The sequence below is a fragment of the Streptomyces sp. NPDC041124 genome, from assembly GCF_055592385.1.
The window spans coordinates 18,114-40,081 of sequence record NZ_JBVIYR010000011.1; the positions used below are offsets into that span (position 1 = coordinate 18,114).

18 protein-coding genes are annotated in these 21,968 nt (G+C 72.2%); 12 read left to right on the forward strand and 6 right to left on the reverse strand.

Annotated features, from left to right (window positions below; all coding sequences use genetic code 11):
* Window positions 1-249 precede the first annotated feature (249 nt).
* The 4 genes from ACZ6A9_RS26745 (at window position 250) to ACZ6A9_RS26760 (ending at window position 4,210) form a co-directional block, all read left to right on the forward strand.
* A complete protein-coding gene (locus ACZ6A9_RS26745) occupies window positions 250-753 on the forward strand; it encodes a cysteine dioxygenase (protein ID WP_468990047.1) in 504 nt (167 codons plus the stop codon).
* Window positions 754-786: 33 nt separating this feature from the next.
* Entirely contained in the window at window positions 787-1,746 is a 960-nt protein-coding gene (gene cofD / locus ACZ6A9_RS26750) for a 2-phospho-L-lactate transferase (RefSeq protein ID WP_468990050.1), read from the forward strand.
* Entirely contained in the window at window positions 1,743-3,044 is a 1,302-nt protein-coding gene (locus ACZ6A9_RS26755; protein ID WP_468990053.1) for a coenzyme F420-0:L-glutamate ligase, read from the forward strand. Before cofD ends, ACZ6A9_RS26755 begins: the two co-directional genes overlap by 4 nt.
* A gap of 119 nt (window positions 3,045-3,163) precedes the next feature.
* Entirely contained in the window at window positions 3,164-4,210 is a 1,047-nt protein-coding gene (locus ACZ6A9_RS26760; RefSeq protein WP_468990055.1) for a DNA-3-methyladenine glycosylase family protein, read from the forward strand.
* A gap of 279 nt (window positions 4,211-4,489) precedes the next feature.
* Here ACZ6A9_RS26760 and manB read toward each other — a convergent pair whose 3' ends face one another.
* Window positions 4,490-5,572, reverse strand: a complete 1,083-nt coding sequence (gene manB, locus ACZ6A9_RS26765; protein ID WP_468990058.1) for a mannose-1-phosphate guanylyltransferase — start codon at window positions 5,570-5,572, stop codon at window positions 4,490-4,492.
* A gap of 95 nt (window positions 5,573-5,667) precedes the next feature.
* A complete protein-coding gene (locus ACZ6A9_RS26770; RefSeq protein ID WP_468990061.1) occupies window positions 5,668-7,074 on the reverse strand; it encodes a peptidoglycan recognition protein family protein in 1,407 nt (468 codons plus the stop codon).
* Between the two features lie 129 nt (window positions 7,075-7,203).
* Here ACZ6A9_RS26770 and ACZ6A9_RS26775 point away from each other — a divergent pair, with 129 nt between their 5' ends.
* The 4 genes from ACZ6A9_RS26775 to ACZ6A9_RS26790 all read left to right on the forward strand — a co-directional run bounded on the left by ACZ6A9_RS26775 (window position 7,204) and on the right by ACZ6A9_RS26790 (window position 13,356).
* Window positions 7,204-7,965, forward strand: a complete 762-nt coding sequence (locus ACZ6A9_RS26775) for a TIGR03089 family protein (protein ID WP_468990064.1) — start codon at window positions 7,204-7,206, stop codon at window positions 7,963-7,965.
* Between the two features lie 141 nt (window positions 7,966-8,106).
* Window positions 8,107-9,327, forward strand: coding sequence for an LCP family protein (locus tag ACZ6A9_RS26780; protein ID WP_468990066.1), 1,221 nt, complete (start codon window positions 8,107-8,109; stop codon window positions 9,325-9,327).
* A 242-nt stretch (window positions 9,328-9,569) separates the two neighbouring features.
* Window positions 9,570-11,366: an LCP family protein gene (locus ACZ6A9_RS26785; RefSeq protein ID WP_468990068.1), complete on the forward strand. Its 1,797-nt coding sequence runs from the start codon at window positions 9,570-9,572 to the stop codon at window positions 11,364-11,366.
* Between the two features lie 412 nt (window positions 11,367-11,778).
* Window positions 11,779-13,356, forward strand: coding sequence for an LCP family protein (locus tag ACZ6A9_RS26790; protein ID WP_468990070.1), 1,578 nt, complete (start codon window positions 11,779-11,781; stop codon window positions 13,354-13,356).
* A gap of 55 nt (window positions 13,357-13,411) precedes the next feature.
* Here the strand turns inward: ACZ6A9_RS26790 and ACZ6A9_RS26795 are convergent, their stop codons facing one another.
* Entirely contained in the window at window positions 13,412-14,449 is a 1,038-nt protein-coding gene (locus tag ACZ6A9_RS26795; RefSeq protein WP_468990073.1) for a glycosyltransferase family 2 protein, read from the reverse strand.
* Window positions 14,450-14,576: 127 nt separating this feature from the next.
* Between ACZ6A9_RS26795 and ACZ6A9_RS26800 the strand changes: the two genes are divergently transcribed.
* Window positions 14,577-16,052, forward strand: a complete 1,476-nt coding sequence (locus ACZ6A9_RS26800) for an LCP family protein (RefSeq protein WP_468990075.1) — start codon at window positions 14,577-14,579, stop codon at window positions 16,050-16,052.
* Window positions 16,053-16,104: 52 nt separating this feature from the next.
* On the opposite strand, the gene ACZ6A9_RS26805 is transcribed toward ACZ6A9_RS26800, so the two are convergent.
* A complete protein-coding gene (locus ACZ6A9_RS26805; RefSeq protein WP_468990077.1) occupies window positions 16,105-16,662 on the reverse strand; it encodes an acyl-CoA thioesterase in 558 nt (185 codons plus the stop codon).
* A 118-nt stretch (window positions 16,663-16,780) separates the two neighbouring features.
* Between ACZ6A9_RS26805 and ACZ6A9_RS26810 the strand changes: the two genes are divergently transcribed.
* Window positions 16,781-18,061 carry an LCP family protein gene (locus tag ACZ6A9_RS26810; RefSeq protein ID WP_468990081.1) on the forward strand — a complete coding sequence of 427 codons (1,281 nt, stop codon included), beginning with the start codon at window positions 16,781-16,783 and terminating at the stop codon, window positions 18,059-18,061.
* Window positions 18,062-18,127: 66 nt separating this feature from the next.
* On the opposite strand, the gene ACZ6A9_RS26815 is transcribed toward ACZ6A9_RS26810, so the two are convergent.
* The gene (locus tag ACZ6A9_RS26815) at window positions 18,128-18,493 is read right to left on the reverse strand and encodes a four-helix bundle copper-binding protein (RefSeq protein ID WP_468990084.1); all 366 of its coding nucleotides are present in this window, start codon (window positions 18,491-18,493) and stop codon (window positions 18,128-18,130) included.
* Window positions 18,494-18,726: 233 nt separating this feature from the next.
* On the opposite strand from ACZ6A9_RS26815, the gene ACZ6A9_RS26820 reads away from it, so the two are divergent.
* Both ACZ6A9_RS26820 and ACZ6A9_RS26825 read left to right on the forward strand, forming a co-directional pair.
* Window positions 18,727-19,890 carry a phospholipase D-like domain-containing protein gene (locus tag ACZ6A9_RS26820; RefSeq protein WP_468990087.1) on the forward strand — a complete coding sequence of 388 codons (1,164 nt, stop codon included), beginning with the start codon at window positions 18,727-18,729 and terminating at the stop codon, window positions 19,888-19,890.
* A 68-nt stretch (window positions 19,891-19,958) separates the two neighbouring features.
* Window positions 19,959-20,603 (forward strand): dihydrofolate reductase family protein, encoded by a 645-nt coding sequence (locus tag ACZ6A9_RS26825; protein WP_468990090.1) that lies wholly within the window; start codon window positions 19,959-19,961, stop codon window positions 20,601-20,603.
* A gap of 80 nt (window positions 20,604-20,683) precedes the next feature.
* Here the strand turns inward: ACZ6A9_RS26825 and ACZ6A9_RS26830 are convergent, their stop codons facing one another.
* A complete protein-coding gene (locus ACZ6A9_RS26830) occupies window positions 20,684-21,841 on the reverse strand; it encodes an acyl-CoA dehydrogenase (protein WP_468990093.1) in 1,158 nt (385 codons plus the stop codon).
* Window positions 21,842-21,968: the final 127 nt, after the last annotated feature.

Below are 21,968 nucleotides of genomic sequence, written 5' to 3' on the forward strand. Positions count from 1 at the left end.
GCTCGCGAACCAGGCATTCACCCCGACCCGCTCCGCCGGGTTCCTCGGTGCTGCCCGCGCTCGCTGTAGCTGTCGCTGTTCCGGCTGTTGAGCCCACGCGCTCCCGCCACTGCCTGAGTCCACGCGACTCAGCCGCCGCTTCCTTCGCTCCCACCAGGGCATCCGTCGCCGCCGCCCGCCCGTGACCCGGGCGCCCCGCGCCGCGACACCACCCCCCGCCGCTTCTCCGCCAAGGAACCTCCGCACCCCATGAACAGCGACAGCGACCTCCAGATCGCCGGCGACATCCTCGAAGTCCCCCACCTGCTCCAGCCGCCGCGCGAGCACCCGGCCACCGTCGCCGAGTTCGCCGGCCTGGCCCGCTCCATCGCCGAGGACCGCTCCCAGTGGGAACACCTCGTCGCGTACGACGCCACCAGCCGGTGGTACCACCGGCTGCGCACCGGCCCCGGCTACGAGGTGTGGCTGCTGTCCTGGGTGCCCGGCCAGGGCAGCGGACCGCACGACCACGGCCGCTCCTGCGGCGTGCTCACCGTCCTGGACGGCGCGCTGACCGAACGCACGGAGCGCGGCACCCGTGTCCTGGCGGCCGGGGCCCAGCGGGTGTTCGCGCCCGGCTACGTCCACGACGTCGCCAACGACGCCCTGGAGCCCGCCGTCAGCCTGCACGTCTACTACCCGGGCCTGACCGAGATGCCCATGCACACGACGCAGTGCGAGGCCCGTACCGTCCCCGGTCCGGTGACTGCCTGACGCGGAACCGTAGCGGCCTGCGAGGATGACCCCATGCGCATTGTGGTTCTGGCAGGCGGCATCGGCGGTGCCCGTTTCCTGCGCGGTCTGAAGCAGGCCGCGCAGGACGCGGAGATCACCGTCATCGGCAACACCGGGGACGACATCCACCTCTTCGGGCTGAAGGTCTGCCCGGACCTCGACACGGTGATGTACACGCTCGGCGGCGGCATCAACGAGGAGCAGGGCTGGGGACGGACCGACGAGACCTTCCACCTCAAGGAGGAACTCGCGGCGTACGGCGTCGGCCCGGAGTGGTTCGGGCTCGGCGACCGGGACTTCGCCACCCACATCGTGCGGACGCAGATGATGGCCGCCGGATATCCGCTGAGCGCGGTGACCGAGGCGCTGTGCGACCGCTGGCAGCCGGGGGTGCGCCTCGTCCCGATGACGGACGACCGCGTGGAGACGCACGTCGCCGTGCGGTTGGACGGCGAGCGCAAGGCGGTCCACTTCCAGGAGTACTGGGTGCGGCTGCGCGCCTCGGTGCCGGCCGAGGCGGTCGTCCCGGTCGGCGCGGAGCACGCGAAGCCCGCCCCGGGTGTCCTGGAGGCCATCGCCGGCGCCGACGTGATCCTCTTCCCGCCGTCCAACCCCGTGGTCTCCATCGGCACGATCCTCGCCGTGCCCGGCATCCGGGAGGCGATCGCCGACGCGGGCGTGCCGGTGGTCGGTCTGTCGCCGATCGTCGGGGACGCGCCCGTGCGCGGCATGGCCGACAAGGTGCTCGCGGCCGTCGGCGTGGAGTCCACGGCCCCCGCGGTGGCCGAGCACTACGGCTCGGGCCTGCTGGACGGCTGGCTGGTCGACACGGTCGACGCGGCCTGTGTGGAGCGCGTCGAGGCGGCGGGCATCCGCTGCCGGGCCGTCCCGCTGATGATGACGGACGTCGACGCGGCCGCGCGGATGGCGCGGGAGGCGCTGACGCTGGCCGAGGAGGTGCGGGCGGTATGAGCCCTGCCGGCTACCGGGTCTGGGCCGTGCCCGCCCTCCCCGAGATCCGCCCGGGCGACGACCTGGCCAAGCTGATCGCGGCCGCCGAGCCGGACCTGCGCGACGGCGACGTCCTCCTGGTCACCTCGAAGATCGTCTCCAAGGCGGAGGGCAGGATCGTCGGGGCGGCCGACCGGGAGGCGGCGATCGACGCGGAGACGGTGCGCGTGGTGGCCCGGCGCGGGCCCCTGCGCATCGTGGAGAACCGGCAGGGCCTGGTCATGGCCGCGGCCGGCGTCGACGCCTCCAACACCCCCTCCGGCACGGTCCTGCTGCTGCCGGAGGACCCCGACGCCTCCGCGCGGGCGATCCGCACCGGCCTGCGCGACGCGCTCGGCGTCGAGGTCGGCGTGATCGTCACCGACACCTTCGGACGCCCGTGGCGCGCGGGACTGACCGACGTGGCGATCGGCGCGGCGGGCGTGCGGGTGCTGGACGACCTGCGCGGGGGCACCGACACGTACGGCAACCCGCTCGCCGCCACGGTGGTCGCCGCCGCCGACGAGCTCGCCGCGGCGGGCGACCTGGTCAAGGGCAAGGCCTCGGGCCTGCCGGTGGCCGTCGTCCGCGGCCTGCCGCACATGGTGGAGGCCGGCGACGGCGAGGGCGCGCGGGCGATGGTGCGCGGCGCGCGGGACGACATGTTCCGCCTGGGCACCTCCGAGGCCGTACGCCAGGCGGTGACCCAGCGCCGTACGGTGCGGGCCTTCACCGACGAGCCGGTCGACCCGGACGCGGTACGCCGCGCGGTGGCCGCCGCGGTGACGGCCCCGGCCCCGCACCACACCACACCCTGGCGCTTCGTCCTGCTGGAGTCCCCCGCGTCACGCGTGCGCCTGCTGGACGCGATGCGCGACGCATGGATCGCGGACCTGCGCCGCGACGGCAAGACCGAGGAGTCCATCGCCCAGCGCGTCCGCCGCGGTGACGTGCTGCGCAACGCGCCGTACCTGGTCGTGCCGTGCCTGGTCATGGACGGCTCACACACCTACGGGGACGCGCGGCGGGACGGGGCCGAGCGGGAGATGTTCGTGGTCGCCACCGGCGCGGGGGTGCAGAACTTCCTGGTGGCGCTCGCCGGGGAGCGGCTGGGCTCGGCGTGGGTGTCGTCGACGATGTTCTGCCGTGACGTGGTCCGCGAGGTCCTGGACCTGCCCGCGGGCTGGGACCCGATGGGCGCGGTCGCGGTGGGCCACCCGGCCGAGGAACCACGGCCGCGGCCCGAGCGGGAGGCGGGCGCCTTCATCGAGGTGCGGTGAGCCGCGGGGCGGCGTGCGGAACGTCACCGGGGGTGAGCGGAGCGCGCGGGCGCCTACCCTCGTAGGGGGCCTCCTCGGCGGCGGCCGCCTTCCGTTCACCTCCACCGTTGGGATCGCTCGTGGCAGGACGTTTCGCTCCCCGCCCGGCCCTCCCCCACAGCCTTGAAGGCGTGGGAGGGACCTCCATGCCCGTGCGCGGCGGGCAGGTCGCCGTGCCCGCGGGAGTGCCCCGCCAGGCAGCGGCTGCGGCCCCGGCACGGGTGCGGAGCTGGGTGCCGGATGGTCCGCTGGACCTGGGCCTGGTGCTCGGGCCGCTGCGGCGGGGGCCCGGGGACCCGACGTTCCGGGCGCTGCCCGACGGTTCCGTGTGGCGGGCCAGCCTGACACCGGCGGGGCCGGGGACGCTGCGGGTGACGCGGCGGTCCGGCTCCGGTGAGGTGCGGGGCGAGGCGTGGGGGCCGGGGGCGGACTGGCTCCTGGAGCAGTTGCCGGAGATGCTCGGGGCGGCCGACGACCCGTCCGCCTTCGTGCCCCGGCACAAGCTGCTGGCGCTGACGCAGCGCCGGCGTGCCGGACTGCGGCTGACGCGGACCGGACTGGTGCTGGAGTCGCTGATCCCGTCGATCCTGGAACAGAAGGTCACCGCCGGTGAGGCGTACCGGGCGTGGCGGCTGCTGGTGCGCAAGTTCGGCGAACCGGCGCCGGGGCCCGCGCCGGAGCGGATGTCGGTGATGCCGCCGCCGCGCACCTGGGCGCTGATCCCGTCCTGGGAGTGGCACCGGGCCGGGGTCGACGACAAGCGGGCCTCGACGGTGCTGCGGGCGGTGCGGGTCGCGGCGCGGCTGGAGGAGGCGGTGCGGATGCCGGCGGGGGCGGCGCAGGAACGGCTGGAGCTGGTGTCCGGGATCGGGCCGTGGACGTCCGCGGAGACGGTGCAGCGCAGTCACGGGGCGGTGGACGCGGTGACCGTGGGGGATCTGCACCTGCCGGGGATCGTGGGGTGGGCGCTGGCGGGGGACCGGCACGCGGACGACGCGGTGATGCTGTCGCTGCTGGAGCCGTATGCCGGGCAGCGGCATCGGGCGGCGCGGTTGATCCTGCTGAGCGGGAGGATGCCGGAGCGGCGGGCGCCGCGGATGTCGTACGGGGACATCGGGCGGTTGTGAGGGCGGTGCCCGGTGCTGCGCCGCTGTGGACGTGGGCCGTACAGCCCGGCGTGGGGCGAGGCCCGGCGTGGGGGCTGGGCGGGGGGTGACTGCGCAGCCCGGCGCCGGCGGGGTGCCGTCGCGCCCGCCCTCCCCCACCGCCCCAGCGGCACGACTGCCCGCGGAGACGGGGGGCGGGCGGAAACCGTAGCCGCGGGGCGCGGGAGCGTGGGCCGGAGACGTGGACGCGCGGGGGCGGTGGGGCCTGGGACGTGGACGGAGCGGTGGAGTGGGGGGAGGTTACTGGTCCGATGAGAAGCGGAGGGCTCTGGCGGGGATGGTGGCGTCGCACCAGACTCGGACGCCCTCCCGGAGTTCGTTGTGGGCGCCGATGGTGGCGCCGTCGCCTATGACCGTGCCGGTGAGGACCGACCGTTCGCCCACCCTCGCCCGGGTTCCGATCAGTGAGTCGGTGACGACGGCGCCGGGTTCGATGACCGCCCCGGGCAGGATCGTGCTGCCGAAGACGCGCGCGCCCTCCGCCACGAACGCGCCCTCGCCCACCACCGTCCCGCCCGCGAGCTTCGCGTCCGGTGCCACGGTCGCCGTCGGCAGCACCAGCCGGTCACCGCAGCGCCCGGGCACCGCCGGGGACGGGGCGCGCCCGAGCACCAGGTCCGCCGAGCCCCGTACGAACGCCGCCGGGGTGCCCAGGTCCAGCCAGTACGTCGAGTCGACCATGCCCTGCAGATGCGCCCCGGCGGCCAGCAGCCCCGGGAACGTCTCCCGCTCCACCGACACCACCCGCCCCGCCGGGATCGTGTCGATCACCGAGCGCCGGAAGACGTACGCCCCCGCGTTGATCTGGTCGGTGACGATCTCCTCCGGCGTCTGCGGCTTCTCCAGGAAGGCGAGCACCCTCCCCGTGTCGTCCGTCGGGACCAGCCCGTACGCGCGGGGGTCCGTCACCTTGGTGAGGTGGAGGGAGACGTCCGCGCCGGTCGTCTCGTGCGTCCGCGCCAGCGCCCGGATGTCCAGTCCCGTGAGGATGTCGCCGTTGAAGACGAGCACCGGGTCGTCGGGGCCCGAGTGCAGCCGGGAGGCGACGTTGCGGATCGCGCCGCCCGTGCCGAGCGGCTCCTCCTCCGTCACGTACTCGATGTGCAGTCCGAGGGCCGCCCCGTCACCGAAGTGCGGTTCGAAGACCTCGGCCAGGTAGGACGTGGCCAAGACGATGTGCTCGACGCCCGCCGCTCTCGCTCTCGCCAGCTGGTGCGTGAGGAACGGCACCCCGGCCGCCGGGACCATGGGCTTGGGCGTGTGCACCGTGAGCGGGCGCAGCCTCGTGCCCTTGCCGCCGACCAGGAGGATCGCTTCTGTCACCTGTCGTCTCTGCTTCCTGCCGGGACCGGCCGAACTGTCTTTCGGCCGGCCAGTGTATGCAGACCCTTCCCCGGCAGGTGGAGACGCCCGTGCCCTCAGCGTCCCTGGTAGCGGGCCGCCGTGGACCGCACGGTCTTGAGCTTGCTGTACAGCTTCCCCCCTGGGCACGAGGTGTTGAACCCGTCCCGGTGACCGGAGATCACGTTCAGTCGTACCTTCTTGCCTTTGCCGTAGAGGTTGCCACCGCCGGACGTCAGGTATGTCTTGGAACCCGGATTCATGCCGTGGAGGCCGAGCTTCCACGCGGTGATCCGGGACACGGCCTTCACGGCCTTGCTCGACGGCTTCTTGGACCCGTACGAGCCGATCACCGCGATGCCCGTGGTGTTGCTGTTGAAGCCCATGGTGTGGGCGCCCTTCACCGGCTTGGCGACTCCCCCGGCCCGGCCCTCGTAGATCCTCCCGCACTTGTCGACGAGGAAGTTGTAGCCGATGTCGCGCCAGCCCAGGCTCTTGACGTGGTAGCGGTAGAAGCCGCGGACCAGCGAAGGTGCCTGCGAGCAGGCGTAGTTGTTGCCGGAGGCGGTGTGGTGCACGAAGGCGGCCTTGACCTTGCCGGTGTACGGGAAGCTCTTGTCCCGCAGGCTCTCGTCCGCTCCCCAGCCGCGCCGGGTGACGATGGCGGGGCGCGGCCCGATGTACTGCTGGGCCTGCTGCTGCCCGGTCAGTTCGCCCTGGCGGAGGGTGAGGAGTTCCTGCCGGGTCCGCTCGCCGTCCAGCTCGGGGATCTCGGTGGCGCCGAGCCGTGCGAGTGAGGCGTTGGCGGCGGAGGCGGCGGTCGCCTCGGCGGTCATGGGGCCCGTACGTCCGTCCGCGGCGTCACCGGGCGGTGCGGTGGCGCTGTCGTCCGCCTCCGCGTCCGTGTCCGTCCCTCCGGGGTCGATGAGTTCGAGCCGCAGCCCGGACGGCGCCTCCGGGCCGTCCCCGGGTTCGCCGGACTCCCCGGTGTCCCCGGGTTGCGGAAGGACCCGCACCTCCACCCCGTCGGACTGCCCCACCCACAACGGCGCGGTGGCGCCCCGCACCCGCCCCGAGGCGGCTTCCGCGGAGCCGGGGTCGGCCCCGTGGTCGGTGTAGTGGGTCTCGACGTCCTGCCAGTCGGACCAGCCGCCGGTGGCGGCCGCGCGGGTGCGGACCTGGACGCTGCCGTGCAGGTGGGCGGCCGGGTCGTCCCAGATGACGCCGAGGAGGGAGAAGTGCCGTACGGCGCGGGGAGCGAGGCCGAGGACCGGGGCGCCGGAGACGCGGTCGTGGGTGAGGGGCCGCAGGGGCAGCGACTGGGTGCTGCCGGACACGTCGGGCGGGGCTGTCACCGCTGCGCGCGTGGCCGCTTCTGCCGTCGGAACCGGTCTCGCGGACCCCGCGGTGGCGGGCGGAGCGAGCGGGAGGGCGAGGGCGGCGGCGCAGGTGACACCGATTGAGGAAGCAAGAATTCCACGCATGCTCCTGAGAGTGGACATAGTCAGACAAATCTGTCCATCGGGGAATTGACGGCCTGTCGGGGCCGGTTCCCCCGAACCGGTGTCCCGCGCGGACGGTGCGGGTGGACGGGGCCGCGTACCCTTGCCCGGGTGAACGCCACCGACCGCACCCCTGCCGACCTGCTGAGTTCCGCGCTCGCCGCGGACCCGGGACGCCCCCTGGTGACCTTCTACGACGACGCCACGGGCGAACGCGTCGAACTGTCCGTGGCCACCTTCGCCAATTGGGTGGCCAAGACGGCGAACCTCCTCCAGGACGAGCTGTCCGTCGAACCCGGTGACCGGGTGGCCCTGCTGCTGCCCGCGCACTGGCAGACGGCGGTCTGGCTGCTGGCGTGCGCGTCGGTGGGCGTGGTCGCGGACGTGGCCGGGGACCCGGCGGCGGCGGACGTGGTCGTGAGCGGTCCCGAGCCGGAGTCGCTGGACGCCGCGCGCGCGTGCCCGGGCCCGCGGATCGCGCTGGCGCTGAGGCCGCTCGGCGGGCGTTTCCCGCAGCCGCCCGAGGGCTTCGCCGACTACGCGGTGGAGGTGCCGGGGCAGGGCGACCGGTTCGTGCCGTACGCGCCCGTCGACCCGGAGGAGCCGGCTCTGATCGTGGCGGGGCGGGAGTTCACCGGGGCGGAGGTGGTCGAGCGGGCCCGGGCCGAGGCTCCGGAGCTCGGTCTGACCGGGCCCGGCTCCCGGATCCTGTCGGGGCTGCCGTTCGACACGTGGGAGGGGCTGCGCACGGGGTTGTACGGTCCGCTGGCGACCGGCGGCTCGGTGGCCCTGTGCCGCAACCTGGACCGCCTCCCGGGCGACGCCCTGGACCAGCGGGTGGAGAGCGAGCGGGTGACGGTCATCGCCCGTTAGGGCCGGCGCCCCGCCCCTCCCCCGTTCGGCGTATCAGCACCCTCCGTCCCCCGTGCTCCCGGGTCATCGTCGTAGGCAGCGGCACGCACCACACACCCCATGCCGTCCCGGTCCCGTACGCAGTGAGGGGTGGAGCCGGCCATGAGCGACAGCGCAGGCACGCCCTCCGGACAGCCGGAGGCAGGGGGCGCCCGCGGCCCCGGGCGCGTCCTGGGGCCGGTGCCCGGTTCCTCACCGACCGGGCGGGGCCGCATCCGGCGCCGTCGGCGCTGGGCGTGCGGCACCGGGCTCGCGGCAGCCGTCGCCCTGGTGGCCGCCGCGGCCGCCGGGTGGGCGGTGTACATGAAACTGGACGGGAACATCACCCCGGACGAGGCGGCGGCGGCCGAACTGGAGCGGTTCGAGGAGGAGCGGCCCACCGCGCTCGTCAAGGGCGCCCGGAACATCCTGCTGATCGGCACGGACTCGCGGGCGGGTGAGGAGAACGGCCGCTACGGACGGGACCCGGGGACCGAGCGGTCGGACACCGCGATCCTGCTGCACCTGTCGACGGGCCGGCGCAGCGCCACCGCGGTGTCGATACCCCGGGACCTGATGGTGGAGGTGCCGGACTGCCGACGCCCTGACGGGTCCCGTTCCGAACCGGTGTTCACCTCGTTCAACTCCGCTTTCGAAGTGGGCGGTTCGGCGTGCAGCATTCGCACCGTGGAGAAACTCACGGGCATCCGCGTCGACCATCACGTGGTCGTGGACTTCGCCGGTTTCAAGGACATGGTGGACGCGGTGGACGGCGTCGAGGTGTGCCTGCGCGAGCCCATAGACGACAAGGACGCGGACCTGAGGCTCCCGGCGGGCCGGGTGACACTGACCGGGGAGCAGGCCCTGGGCTACGTACGGGCCCGCAAGACCCTCGGCGACGGCAGCGACACCAGCCGGATGGAGCGGCAGCAGCGGTTCCTCGGCGCGCTCGTCACCAAGGTGCGCAGCAACGGCGTCCTGCTGAATCCGGTCAAGCTGTACCCCGTCCTCGACGCGGCGACCTCGTCGCTCACCACCGACCCGGAGCTGGCCAGTTTGCGGGGTCTGTACGAACTCGTGCGCGGGCTGCGCGAGATCCCCACGGAGGACGTGCAATTCCTCACCGTGCCCCGGGAGTCGTACACCGAGGACGTCAATCGTGACCAACTCGCGCAGCCCGCAGCGGCGGACCTGTTCGAGCGGCTGCGCACGGACGCGCCCGTGACGGTCCGCACGGAACGTGACGGAAGGGCCACGGAAAAGGAATCCGGGGAGCCGTCGGGGGACCCCTCTCCCGCGCCCGCCTTCTCGGGGAACACCGCCGCCGAGGACACCTGCGCGTAAAGACCACGCCAAGTCAACTCGCGGACTGTGAACCTTTGTCCAGGGAAATGGGCGGATTGCCCCTTCTGAGGACGTGGAATTCGTCACCGGCGTCGCCCGAAACCGATCAGGACCGTTAGTGTGAGCGCTCCGGTGCGTCCGTTCCTTCAGGTACCTCCTGAGTTCCCGCACTGTGTGACCGAGACCCGAGCGCCTGGGAGGGGAAAGGCGCCGCGTGGCCCCGACGGAGGATTCGAGCGACCGTGGACGCGCACAGCCGTGGGCGGGGAGAGAACGTCGATCCCGCAGACCAGTGGGTACTCAATCCGGATACCGGTGAATACGAACTGCGACTGAGCCCTTCCGCACCGCAATCACCGATTCCCGGCCCACGCGGACAGCGCCCACCGGGCCCGAAGAATTCCGGGGCGGGAAATCCGCGCGGCCGTTCGGCGGCACCGGACCGTTCGCCCGGGCAGCCCGGCCGCGGTACCGGACCGGAGCGGGAGACACCGCAGCGGGAGACACCCGGCCGTGAGGTGCCGCCCCAGCGCCGGCGCCGCACCTCGCCGGAGGAGCCCCCGGGGCGGCGCGGGCGCCGGCCGGCGAAGCAGACGGGGAAGGCCAGGAAGGTCCTGCTGTGGGGCAGCGGCACCCTGGCGTTCCTGGTGCTCGCCACCGGTGTGGGCGGTTACCTGTATCTGGATCACCTGAACGACAACATCACCTCCGTCTCCGACGACGGCGCCGGCACCGGTGGCTTCAGCAAGGACAAGGCGATCAACATCCTGCTGATCGGCACCGACAAGCGCACCGGGTCGGGCAACGAGGGCTACGGCGACAAGGGAAGCGCGGGGCACGCGGACACCACGATCCTGCTGCACGTCTCCAAGGACCGTTCCAACGCGACCGCGTTGAGCATCCCGCGCGACCTGATAGTCGACATCCCCGACTGCCCCACGGAGCAGGAGGACGGCAGCCGGAAGGTGATCCCCGGCTCCCCGGGCGTCCGTTTCAACACCAGCCTCGGCCAGAGCGGCCGCACGCCCAGCTGCACCATGCGGACTGTGACGGAGCTGACCGGGATCAAGCCGGACAACTTCATGGTGGCCGACTTCAACGCCGTCAAGACGCTGACGTCCGCGGTCGGCGGCGTCGAGGTGTGCCTGGCCAAGGACATCGACGACCCGGACTCACACCTGAAGCTGCCCAAGGGCACGCACACCATCGAGGGCGAGGACGCGCTGGCTTTCGTGCGCACCCGGCACTCGGTGGGCCTGGGCGGCGACCTGAGCCGGATCGGACTGCAGCAGCAGTTCCTGAGCGCGCTGATGCGCAAACTGAAGTCGAACGACACGCTCACCAGCCCCTCGAAGATGGTCAAGCTGGCCGAGGCGGGCACCGAGGCGCTCACCGTCGACTCCCAGCTGGACAACATCAACAAGCTCAAGGACCTCGGTCTGGAGCTGGGCAAGCTCAACGTCAAGAACCTGACCTTCACGACCGTGCCGGTGGTGGACAACCCGGCGGAGAAGGTGAAGGCGACCGTCGTGCTCAACGACGCGAAGGCCCCCGAGGTCTTCGACCTGATCCGCAACGACGTGTCGTTCACCGAGGTCAAGCAGCAGAAGAAGAAGGAAGCGGCGGCGGTCGCCGCCCGGCTGAAGGGCGAGAAGGCACCGGCCTCCGAGGTCCGGGTGCGGATCCTCAACGGCGGTGCCGTCGGGGGCAGCGCGCAGGCGACGCTCAGCTGGCTCCAGGTACAGCAGGGCGTCACCAAGTCGGAGAACGCGGGCAACGCCCCCGCGCCGCTGGCCAGGACGACCCTGGAGTACGCCCCCGACCAGGCCGACCAGGCGCGCCGGCTGGCCGAGATCATGGGACTGTCGGGGTCCGCGATGAAGCCCGGGGAGAGCGTCACCAACGCGCAGGGCGTGCCCGCGATGACACTGACCCTCGGCAAGGACTTCAAGGGCGCCGGGGTGTCGCTCACGCCACCGGACAAGGCGCCGGACCGCATCGAGAAGTCCACGGCGGACAAGGTGGAGTGCGCCAAGTAGTGCCGGACGGGCCCGTCCGGCGTCCCGCGGGGCGCGAGCGGGCCCGCCTCCCGCTTCCCGCGCGCGGGGACGGGGCGGTCCACCGGCGCGGACCGGGGTGACGGCCGGCCGGCGCGAAAGCACCAGCCGCCCGCGGCAGCCGCCGGAGGCCGGGGACCTCCCGGGGCGCCGGCGTGCTGAACGGCTCCGGGGCGGGCATCCGCAGGGACGCGTACGGGCCCGGCCGCCGGTGACGGACCGGCGGCCGGGCGGACGGCTCCCAGGACACCGGACGCACGGACGCCGCTTCGGTGTTCGCGGAAGTCGCCACGCTTCCTGGGGCAACTGACGGGCCCGTCGTGCGTCTAACAGGACGCAGGAGCGGCCGGTCGGCCGAAACGAGAGGTTTTCAGGGGTGGGGAGGACGGGGGACGTGACGCAGAACGCCGCGCCGGAGACGCTCCGTGACGAGGAGTGCGAACCAGGGCCGGACGAGGGTCCGCCCGCCGGTGACGAAGGCCGCCCCCGCCCGCGGCGCGCCCGCCGTCTGCTGAAGTGGTCCGCCGCGGTCCTCGCCCTGCTGATAATCGGCGCTGCCGGAGCGGGGTACCTCTACTACCGGCAGCTGAACGGCAACATCAAGAAGGAAGCCCTCAACCTGGGCGACGGCAAGGTGGCCGAGCCGACGCCGAACGCGGCCGGGCAGGTCCCGCTGAACATCCTGCTCATCGGCAGCGACGCGCGGGACAGCGAGGAGAACCAGCAACTGGGCGGCGCCCGGGAGACGTTCGGCTCCACCCCGCTGGCCGACGTGCAGATGCTCGTGCACCTGTCCGCCGACCGCACCAACATGTCCGTGATCAGCATGCCGCGCGACACCCTCGTCGAGATCCCCAAGTGCACCGACCCGGACGACGGGACGGTGTACCCGGCGAGCCGGGGGCGCACGATGACCAACCAGAGCCTCGGCCACGGCGGTCCGGGCTGCACCGTGGCGACCTGGCAGGAGCTCACCGGCATCCACATCGACCACTTCGTCATGGTCGACTTCGCGGGCGTGGTGGCCATGGCGGACGCGGTCGGCGGTGTCCCGGTGTGCGTCGACGCCAACATCCACTCGCGCGACGGCCAGGGACACGGCTCCGGGCTGAAACTGGAGAAGGGCACCCACCCCGTCAAGGGCGAGCAGGCCCTGCAGTGGCTGCGCACGCGCTACGGCTTCGAGGACGGCAGCGACCTGGCCCGCGCCCGGGCCCAGCACATGTACATGAACTCGATGGTCCGCCAGTTGCGGGAGAACGCCACCCTGAGCAATCCGGGCAAGCTGCGCGGACTGGCCGAGAAGGCCACCGAGGCGCTCACCGTCGACCCCGGGCTCGACACCGTGAAGAAGCTGTACGACCTGAGCAACGAGCTGCGCAAGGTGGAACCGGAACGCATCACCATGACCACGATGCCCAACCGGTACGTCGGCGCCCGTGTGGAGCCCACCGGGGACGCGGAGAAGCTGTTCCGCCTCGTGCGCGAGGACATCGCCCTCGACGGGAAGGACGCGGCGCCCCCGAAGGCCCCTGAGAAGTCCCCGTCCGACCCTGCCGCCGCCGACGCCGACATCGCCGTACAGGTCCGCAACGGCACCCGCACCGACACCCTGGCGCCCGCCCGCGGCCGGGCCGGCACGGTCAGCGGGCTGCTGAAGGAGAAGGGCTTCACCGCGGCGACCGCGGACACCGAAGGCGCCCTCAGCGAGGAGCGGACGTCCGTGCGCTACCCGAGCGCCGACCTGGAGGGCGACGCCCGGCGCGTGGCCGAGGCCCTCGGCATCCCGGCGGGCCAGGTGAAGCGGTCCACCGAGGTGTCCGGCGTCACCCTCGTGGTGGGCGCCGACTGGCGCGAGGGCACGCGGTACGAGGCGCCCGAGGAGGACGACACCACCCCCGAGTCGGCGAAGGCCCTCAACGGGGCCGACGACGAGGCGTGCATGCGCGTCGACCCCGCCTTCACCTGGTGATGCGTGTGGGGCCCCTTCCCGGCCGGGAAGGGGCCCCACACGCACCGCGGTGGTCTCAGGCGGCCGGCACGTCCGCGCGGACGGCGGGACGCCGGGAGGCGATGACCTTCTTCGCCAGCGAGCGCGGGCTGGTCAGGAAGCCCCAGCCCCACGACATGTGCATGGTGGCCAGCGCCACCGGGATCCGCAGCCGCGCCTTCAGCGGCAGACCCCTGCCGGCGGGTATGGACCCCGCCACGATCGCCGCGAGGTAACCGCCGGGCACCAGGAAGCCCCACGGCGTGAGCAGCCCGCCGGCCAGGGTCCCCGCCGCGATCGCGCACACCGCGGCCGGCGGGGCGAGATAGCGCAGGTTGATCGAACCGGAGTGGTAGCGGGCCACGACGTGACGCCAACGGCCGTAGTCCTTGTACTGCTTGGCCAGCGCCCGCACGCTCGGCCGGGGCCGGTAGGACACCTTCAGCTCCGGCGAGAACCAGATCAGCCCGCCGGCCTCGCGGATGCGGAAGTTCAGCTCCCAGTCCTGGGCGCGGATGAACTCCACGTTGTAGCCGCCCTGCTGCTCCAGCGCCTCGCGCCGGAACACCCCGAGGTACACGGTCTCGGCGGGGCCCGCCTGTCCCCCGGTGTGGAAGGCGGCGTTGCCCACGCCGATCCGCGACGTCATCGCGGCGGCGACGGCGTGCTCCCAGTCGTTCTCGCCCTCGGCGTGCATGATGCCGCCGACGTTCTGCGCGCCGGTCTCCTCGAGGAGGCGCACGGCGGTGGTGATGTAGTCCGGGGAGAGCATCCCGTGCCCGTCGACGCGGACCACGACCGGATGGCGCGAGGCCTTGATCGCCGCGTTGAGCGCGGCCGGGGTGCGGCCGGTCGGATTGGGCACGGTGTGCACCCGCGGGTCCTCGGCGACGAGCTCGGCGGCGATCTCGTCCGTGCGGTCCGTGGACGGACCGAGGGCGATCACGACCTCCATCTCGCCGGCGTACTCCTGGGCGAGGATCGCGCGGACGGCGCCGCGCAGATGCCGCTCCTCGTTGAGGACGGGCATGATCACGGAAACGGCGGGGAGCCGCACGTCGGGATTGGCGTTCATAGGAGGCTCACGTTACCGCGAACGGGGGACACCGGGCGCGCGCCGGGGGGCTGTGCGCCGGGCCGCAGATCGTATCGGCCTACGGTGCTCACGATCCCTCGCACGGCCGTCGTCCGGAGGTGCCCCCTTGCCCACGCCGTCGCGGTCCCCCCGGCCCCGCACCGCACCCCAGCACCCCCCGCGGCAGCCCCGCCGGGGCCCGCGGCCGCCCGTGCCCCCGCGCCGGAAGCCGCGCTGGGCCCTGCGCACGCTCACCACACTGTCGGTCGTGGTGCTCGCCTCCGCCGGGATCGGGCACGCGGTACTCAGCGGCCTCGACGAGGACATCGCCCGGGTCGACCCCTTCCGTGACATGAAGAACCGGCCCGAGGCCGGCCACGGCATGAACATCCTGCTCGTCGGCACCGACGGCCGCGAGAGGGTCGGCCGGGCGGAGCGGGAGAAGTACCGGCTCGGCGGGGCGCCCTGCCACTGCACCGACACGATCATGATCGTGCACATCTCGGAGGACCGGGACCGCGCCAGCGTCGTCAGCCTGCCCCGCGACTCCTACGCCGAGACACCCCCGCACACCGACCGGGTGAGTGGCGAACAGCACGGAGGACACCCCGTCAAACTGAACGCCGCCTACGCCGAGGGCGGGCCGCAGCTGACCGTGCGCACGGTGGAGAAGATGACCCGGGTGAAGATCGACCACTACCTGGAGGTCGACTTCACCAGCTTCATGAAGACCGTCGACGTGGTCGGCGGCGTGGAGATCTGCACCGACCAGCGGCTGAAGGACCGTCACACCGGCCTCGACCTGCCGGCCGGCCGGCACACCCTCGAAGGCGGCCAGGCCCTCAGCTACGTCCGCGCCCGGCACGTCGACGGCGCCTCCGACCTCGGCCGGATGAAGCGCCAGCAGCAGTTCATGGCCGCCCTGGTGCACCGCGCCACCTCCTCCGGGATCCTGCTGAACCCGATGAAGTTCCGGGACGTGACCCGCGCGGTGCTCGGCTCGGTCCGCGCCGACAAGGGCTTCGGCACCGGTGAACTGCTGGACCTCGGCCGGGCGATGCGGGACTTCTCGCCCTCCTCCTCGGAGTTCACGACGGTGCCGATCGCGAAGATGGGCCACGCCGTGAAGGGCGTCGGCTCGACGCTGAAGTGGGACACCGAGAAGGCGGAGCACATCTTCGACGCGATCCGCCGGGACCAGCCGCTGGCCGCGCACCCCACGCGCGACGCGGCGCTGCGCGTGCCGGTCGACCCGCAGCAGATCCGCGTGCAGGTCGAGAACGGCACCCGGACCGCGGGGCTCGGCCGGCGCGTGGACGCGGCGCTGGCGGCGACCGGCTTCCACACCACCCGCGCCCCGGCCAACGCGGCCGAGCAGGACGTGGAACGCACCGTCGTCGCCTACGACCCCCGCTGGGACCGCTCCGCGAAGTCCCTCGCGGCGGCCCTTCCCGGCAGCGAGCTGCGCGCGGTGAAGGGCCAGGGCGCCACGCTGAAGGTGATCGCGGGCGCCGACTTCGTGAAGGTCCGCAAGGTGCGCGCCCAGGATCCGGGCCGGGGCGAACTGGGTGTGGTGCGGGGCGACGAGGTGAGCTGCTCCTGAGCGCCGGGCCGTCCGGCGGTCGCGCGGCCGGGGACGTCCCGCCGGACGGTCGTCAGTCCTCGAACCCCTCGGCGGCGCGCTTCGCCCGCAGTTCCATGCTGGCGCGGCGGCGGGCCAGCCGGTGCGTGCGGCGGATCTGCGCCTCCTGGTAGCGGCGCTTGTCCTGCTCGGTCTCGGGTATCACCTGCGGCACCTGCCGCGGCCTGCCGTCGGCGTCGACGGCCGCGAACACCAGGTACGCCGATCCGACCTGGGTGGCGGGCGTGGACTCGTTCCACCGCTCCGCCAGCACCCGCACGCCGACCTCCATGGAGGTCCGGCCGGTCCAGTTGACCTGCGCCTTCACATGCACCAGGTCACCGACCCTGACGGGCTCCAGGAAGGCCATCTCGTCCATGGAGGCGGTGACGGCCGGTCCGCCGGAGTGCCGTCCCGCGACGGCGCCCGCCGCGTCGTCCACCAATTTCATGATCACCCCTCCGTGCACCGTGCCGAGGAGGTTGGTGTCGCCATGGGTCATGATGTGGCTGAGGGTCGTACGGGACGCCGCGATGGATTTGCCCGGGATGCCCGGACGCTCCGTCGCTGCGGCTGGAGCCTGGTGTGTCATGGCCTCTACCTTATGCCGCCGTGGGGTCCGCCCTGTTTTGTGTCGGGTTCGCAACAGCGCCGCTCTGATTCTCCGACGGCCCTGTCTGGCGCACCGTCCGGCCTGCACACTGTCTGCCATGACTGATTGGCCCGAGGCAAGGTCCGACGAGAACCGTGGCAGCCGTTACGGACGCGGGAGCGCGAGCGCGCAGCCCGAGAGCGCCCGTGTCATGCGGCAGATCCGCCGCGGCCCTGCGGCCCCTGCCGGGCAGGGCGGGTACGGCGGAGTCCCGCAGCAGCCCTCGTACGTCGACGGCCGCGGGCACGGCGGTGCGGACGGCTACGACAGCGGCTACAACACCGGCCAGGTCTACGGCACACCCGGCGGCCGCGGTCCGGGGGGTCCGGGCGGTGACGGCTACGGACCGCAGCGCCCCGCGCCCGACTGGCGCCGCCGCATCAAGCTGACGGCCATCACGGTCGCCACGGTGCTGGTCGTGACGACCGTCGGCACGTACTTCTGGGCCGACTCCAAGCTCAACCGCGAGGTCGACCTGTCCCAGGTGATCGAGCGGCCCGAGAAGGGCGAGGGCACCAACTACCTGATCGTCGGCTCCGACAGCCGCGCGGGCATGTCCGACGAGGACAAGAAGAGGCTGCGCACCGGTTCCGCCGAGGGCAAGCGCACGGACTCGGTGATGATCCTGCACACCGGGGACAACGGCCCGACCCTCATCTCGCTGCCCCGCGACTCGAACGTGGAGATCCCGTCCTTCAAGGGCTCGGAGTCGGGCAAGACCTACCCCGGCACCGGCCGGCAGGTGAAGCTCAACGCCGCCTACGCCGAGGACGGGCCCGAACTGCTGGTCCGTACGGTCGAGTTCAACACGGGACTGCACATCGACCACTACGTGGAGATCGGCTTCGCCGGCTTCGCCGGCATCGTGGACGCGGTCGGCGGGGTGGAGATGGACATCCCGCAGGACATCAAGGACACCAAGTCCGGCGCCGACCTCAAGAAGGGCAAGCAGACCCTGAACGGCGAGGAGGCCCTCGCCTTCGTCCGCACCCGGTACGCGCTCAAGGGCTCGGACCTGGACCGTACGAAGAACCAGCAGAAGTTCCTCTCCGCGCTCGCCAACCAGGTGGCCACGCCGGGCACGGTCCTCAACCCGTTCAAGCTCTACCCGACCATGGGCGCGGGCCTGGACTCCCTGATCGTCGACAAGGAGATGGGCGTGTTCGACCTGGCCGGCATGTTCTGGGCGATGAAGGGCGTCAGCGGCGGCGACGGCACGTCCATGAACATGCCCCTCGCGGGTTCCAGCGGCGGCAACCTGCTCTGGGACAAGGCGAAGGTGAAGCAGCTGGTGAACCAGCTCAACAACGACGAGAAGGTCACCGTCAAGGGCGACTGACCCCCGTACGCGGTCGAGGGCACCCCCGCGGCGGGGGTGCCCTCGACCGCGTACGGGGCCGGAGCCTCACATCGCGGTGCCGGCCATGGCACGGCACATCTCGGAACAGCGGTGACAGGACTCCGCGCAGCGCGTCATCCGGTCGTCGTCCGGCATGGACATGCACGCCTCGGCGCACATGTCGCAGGCCTGCGCGCACATCATGCACATCTCGTTCGCCAGCGGCGAGCGGCGCATCATCATGTCCGCGCACATGCGGGTCATCTCGGAACAGTCGATGAGCGCCCGCATGATCGGCATCCGGGCCTCGCCGCCCGCCTGCAGGCAGGAGCTCATGGTCTCCTCGCACACGCCGTGGCAGGACATGCAGGCGGCGATGCAGTCCTGCATCTCCTTGCTCATCGGCTCCATGGTGGGCTGCTGCTGGGTCATGGTTCCTCCCGGGGCGAAGGCGGGGGCCGGCGCTCGCCCCCCGCTCCCTTCGTCCTACGCCCCTCGCCCCATGACCACCACAGGAACGGCGGGCCCCCTCTCCTCTCCCGTGGCGGGTACCCGGGCCAGGTCGTCTGCTTGGAATGACCGGCAAGGGCAACAAGAGGTGAGGCGCCCCGGTCGGACCGGCCACGCCAGGAGGGCTCGACGAGCAGCACAGGGAGAGAACGGGCATGACACCACAAACGGAGAGAAAGCGGCTGCGCAGACGGCTGGAGCGGCTGATCGGCATCGCCGCAACCGAGGGGAACGAGCTCGTCCCCCTGCGCAACGGCGACCAGATCTTCCCCGAGATGCTGGCCGCGGTCCGCGCCGCGGAGCACACGGTCGACATGATGACCTTCGTGTACTGGCGCGGCGACATCGCGCGGGAGTTCGCCGACGCGCTGTCCGAGCGGGCCCGTGCGGGCGTGCGCGTGCGGCTGCTGCTGGACGGTTTCGGCGCCAAGGAGATAGAGCCGCACCTGCTGAACGCCATGGAGGGGGCCGGCGTGCAGGTGGCCTGGTTCCGCAAGCCCACGAGGCTGTCCCCGATGCGCCAGAACCACCGCTGCCACCGCAAGGTCCTGGTCACCGACGAGCACACCGCGTTCACCGGAGGCGTCGGCATCGCCGAGGAGTGGTGCGGCGACGCCCGCAACCCGGGCGAGTGGCGCGACACCCATGTGAAGGTCTCGGGGCCCGCCGTGGACGGCATAGCCGCGGCCTTCGCCCAGAACTGGGCCGAGTGCCACGACGACCTCTACGACGAGCACGACCGCTTCACCTCCCAGGAGCAGCCGGGCAACGCGACCGTGCAGGTGGTGCGGGGTTCGGCCAGCTTCGGCTGGCAGGACATGCAGACCCTGCTGCGCGTGGTGATCACCTCGGCGCAGGAGCGTTTCCGGCTCTCCACCGCGTACTTCGCGCCCGACACCTACTTCATCGATCTCCTGGCCGCCGCCGCCCGCCGCGGGGTACGCGTGGAGATCCTGCTGCCGGGCCCGCACACCGACCAGCGCGCCTGCCTGCTGGCGGGGCGGCAGCACTACCAGACCCTGGTCGACGCGGGGGTGGAGGTGCTGGAGTACCAGCCGACCATGCTCCACACGAAGATCATCACGGTGGACGGGGTGTGCTCGCTGATCGGCTCCACCAACTTCAACCGCCGCTCGCTGGAGCACGACGAGGAGGTCATGCTGGCGGTCCTCGACGAGGACTTCACCGCGCAGCTCGACGCCGACTTCGACGCCGACCGCAAGCTGAGCGAGCCGATCGACCCGGCCCGCTGGAAGCGCCGCCCCCTGTCCGAACGCCTCGCCGAGGCGGCGGTCACCCCGATCCGGCGTTTCCTGTGACGGCACACCGATGAGCCGGGCCGGCCGGCGGAGTCTTCTCCCTGTCACCCATGTTTCAGGAGGGAATCGTGCCCCAGTTGCTGAGAGTGCAGAACTTCACCGTCTCGAGCGACGGGATCGGCGCCGGTGAGGACCAGAGCCTCGAGCGTCCGTTCGGCCACGTCGATCCCGGCCGGCTGATGGGCTGGGCCGGTGCCACCGCGAGCTGGCCCAACCGCACCGCCCCGGGGGGAACGCGGGGACTCGACGACTACTTCACCCGGGACTTCTCCCACGACATCGGCGCCGAGATCATGGGGCGCAACAAGTTCGGGCCGCAGCGCGGTCCCTGGCGGGACCACGAGTGGCGCGGCTGGTGGGGCGACGAACCGCCCTTCCACACCCCGGTGTTCGTGATGACCCACCACGAGCGTCCGTCCTTCACGCTCTCCGACACCACGTTCCACTTCGTCGACGGCGACCCGGCCACCGTCCTGGAACGGGCGCGGGAGGCGGCCGGGGGAAAGGACGTCCGGCTCGGCGGCGGGGTCACCACCATCCGTCAGTTCCTCGACGCCGGCCTGGTGGACACCCTGCACGTGGCGGTGGCGCCGGTGGAGCTCGGCTCCGGACTGCGGCTGTGGGAGTCCCCCGAGGAACTGCTCGACCGCTTCCACCTGGAGGTCGTGCCCAGCCCGAGCGGCGTCACGCACCACCTGTTCTGGAGGAGGTGAGCCGGGCGGCCGGCGGGTGACGCGCCCGGAGACGGCGGAGGGGCGCCCGGTCACCGGGCGCCCCTCCGCCGCGTCCGCCGTTACGGCAGGTTGCGGGCCATCACGATCCGCTGGACTTGGTTCGTGCCTTCATAAATCTGCGTGATCTTCGCGTCGCGCATCATCCGCTCGACCGGGTAGTCGCGGGTGTAGCCGTAGCCGCCGAGGAGCTGGACGGCGTCCGTCGTGACCTCCATGGCGACGTCGGAGGCGAAGCACTTGGCGGCGGCGCCCTGGAAGGTCAGGTCGGCGTCGCCGCGCTCGGACTTGGCCGCGGCGGCGTAGGTGAGCTGACGGGCGGCCTCGATCTTCATGGCCATGTCGGCGAGCATGAACTGGATGCCCTGGAAGTCGGCGATCGGCTTGCCGAACTGCTTGCGCTCGGTGACGTAGCCCTTGGCGTAGTCGAGGGCACCCTGGGCGATGCCGAGGGCCTGGGCGGCGATGGTGATGCGGGTGTGGTCCAGCGTCTTCATCGCGGTGGCGAAGCCGGTGCCCTCCTCGCCGATCATCCGGTCGGCGGGGATGCGGACGTTGTCCAGGTAGACCTCGCGGGTGGGCGAGCCCTTGATGCCGAGCTTCTTCTCCGGGGCGCCGAAGGAGACGCCCTCGTCGGACTTCTCGACGACGAAGGCGGAGATGCCCTTGGAACGCTTGGTGGGGTCGGTGACGGCCATCACCGTGTAGAACTCGGACTCGCCGGCGTTGGTGATCCAGCGCTTCACGCCGTTGAGGACGTAGGTGTCGCCGTCGCGGACCGCCCTGGTCTTCATGCCGGCCGCGTCGGAGCCGGCGTCCGGCTCGGAGAGGCAGTACGAGAACATGCCGTCGCCCTTGGCGAGCGGCGTCATGTACTTCTTCTTCAGCGCCTCGGAGCCGGAGAGGATGACCGGCAGCGATCCCAGCTTGTTCACGGCGGGGATGAGGGAGGAGGACGCGCAGACGCGGGCCACCTCCTCGATCACGATGACGGTGGCGAGGGCGTCCGCGCCGGCGCCGCCGTACTCCTCGGGTACGTGGACGGCGTGCAGGTCGTTCGCCGTCAGCGCGTCCAGGGCCTCCTGCGGGAAGCGGGCCTCCTCGTCCACGGCGGCGGCGTACGGCGCGATCTTCGCCTCGGCCAGCGCGCGGACGGCGTCGCGGAGCATGTCGTGCTCCTCGGACGGGCGGTACAGGTCGAAGTCAGCCGATCCGGCCAAGGTCTCTCACGCTCCAAAACGCTGCGATGCTGGGCACGCTAACTACCGTTAAGTAACTCAAATTTTATGCTGTCCGCCGCGTTGGTGGATAGGTGAGCTTGACGACAGCCGGAAGGTGCCCCTCCCC

What these genes read in the sequence shown, in the direction of transcription:
- ACZ6A9_RS26805 (WP_468990077.1), bottom strand. Translation starts at nt 16,662, where the DNA reads ATGACACACCAGGCTCCAGCCGCAGCGACGGAGCGTCCGGGCATCCCG.
- ACZ6A9_RS26780 (WP_468990066.1), top strand. Translation starts at nt 8,107, where the DNA reads ATGAGCGACAGCGCAGGCACGCCCTCCGGACAGCCGGAGGCAGGGGGC.
- ACZ6A9_RS26795 (WP_468990073.1), bottom strand. Translation starts at nt 14,449, where the DNA reads ATGAACGCCAATCCCGACGTGCGGCTCCCCGCCGTTTCCGTGATCATG.
- cofD (WP_468990050.1), top strand. Translation starts at nt 787, where the DNA reads ATGCGCATTGTGGTTCTGGCAGGCGGCATCGGCGGTGCCCGTTTCCTG.
- ACZ6A9_RS26810 (WP_468990081.1), top strand. Translation starts at nt 16,781, where the DNA reads ATGACTGATTGGCCCGAGGCAAGGTCCGACGAGAACCGTGGCAGCCGT.
- ACZ6A9_RS26770 (WP_468990061.1), bottom strand. Translation starts at nt 7,074, where the DNA reads ATGCGTGGAATTCTTGCTTCCTCAATCGGTGTCACCTGCGCCGCCGCC.
- ACZ6A9_RS26745 (WP_468990047.1), top strand. Translation starts at nt 250, where the DNA reads ATGAACAGCGACAGCGACCTCCAGATCGCCGGCGACATCCTCGAAGTC.
- ACZ6A9_RS26820 (WP_468990087.1), top strand. Translation starts at nt 18,727, where the DNA reads ATGACACCACAAACGGAGAGAAAGCGGCTGCGCAGACGGCTGGAGCGG.
- ACZ6A9_RS26755 (WP_468990053.1), top strand. Translation starts at nt 1,743, where the DNA reads ATGAGCCCTGCCGGCTACCGGGTCTGGGCCGTGCCCGCCCTCCCCGAG.
- ACZ6A9_RS26815 (WP_468990084.1), bottom strand. Translation starts at nt 18,493, where the DNA reads ATGACCCAGCAGCAGCCCACCATGGAGCCGATGAGCAAGGAGATGCAG.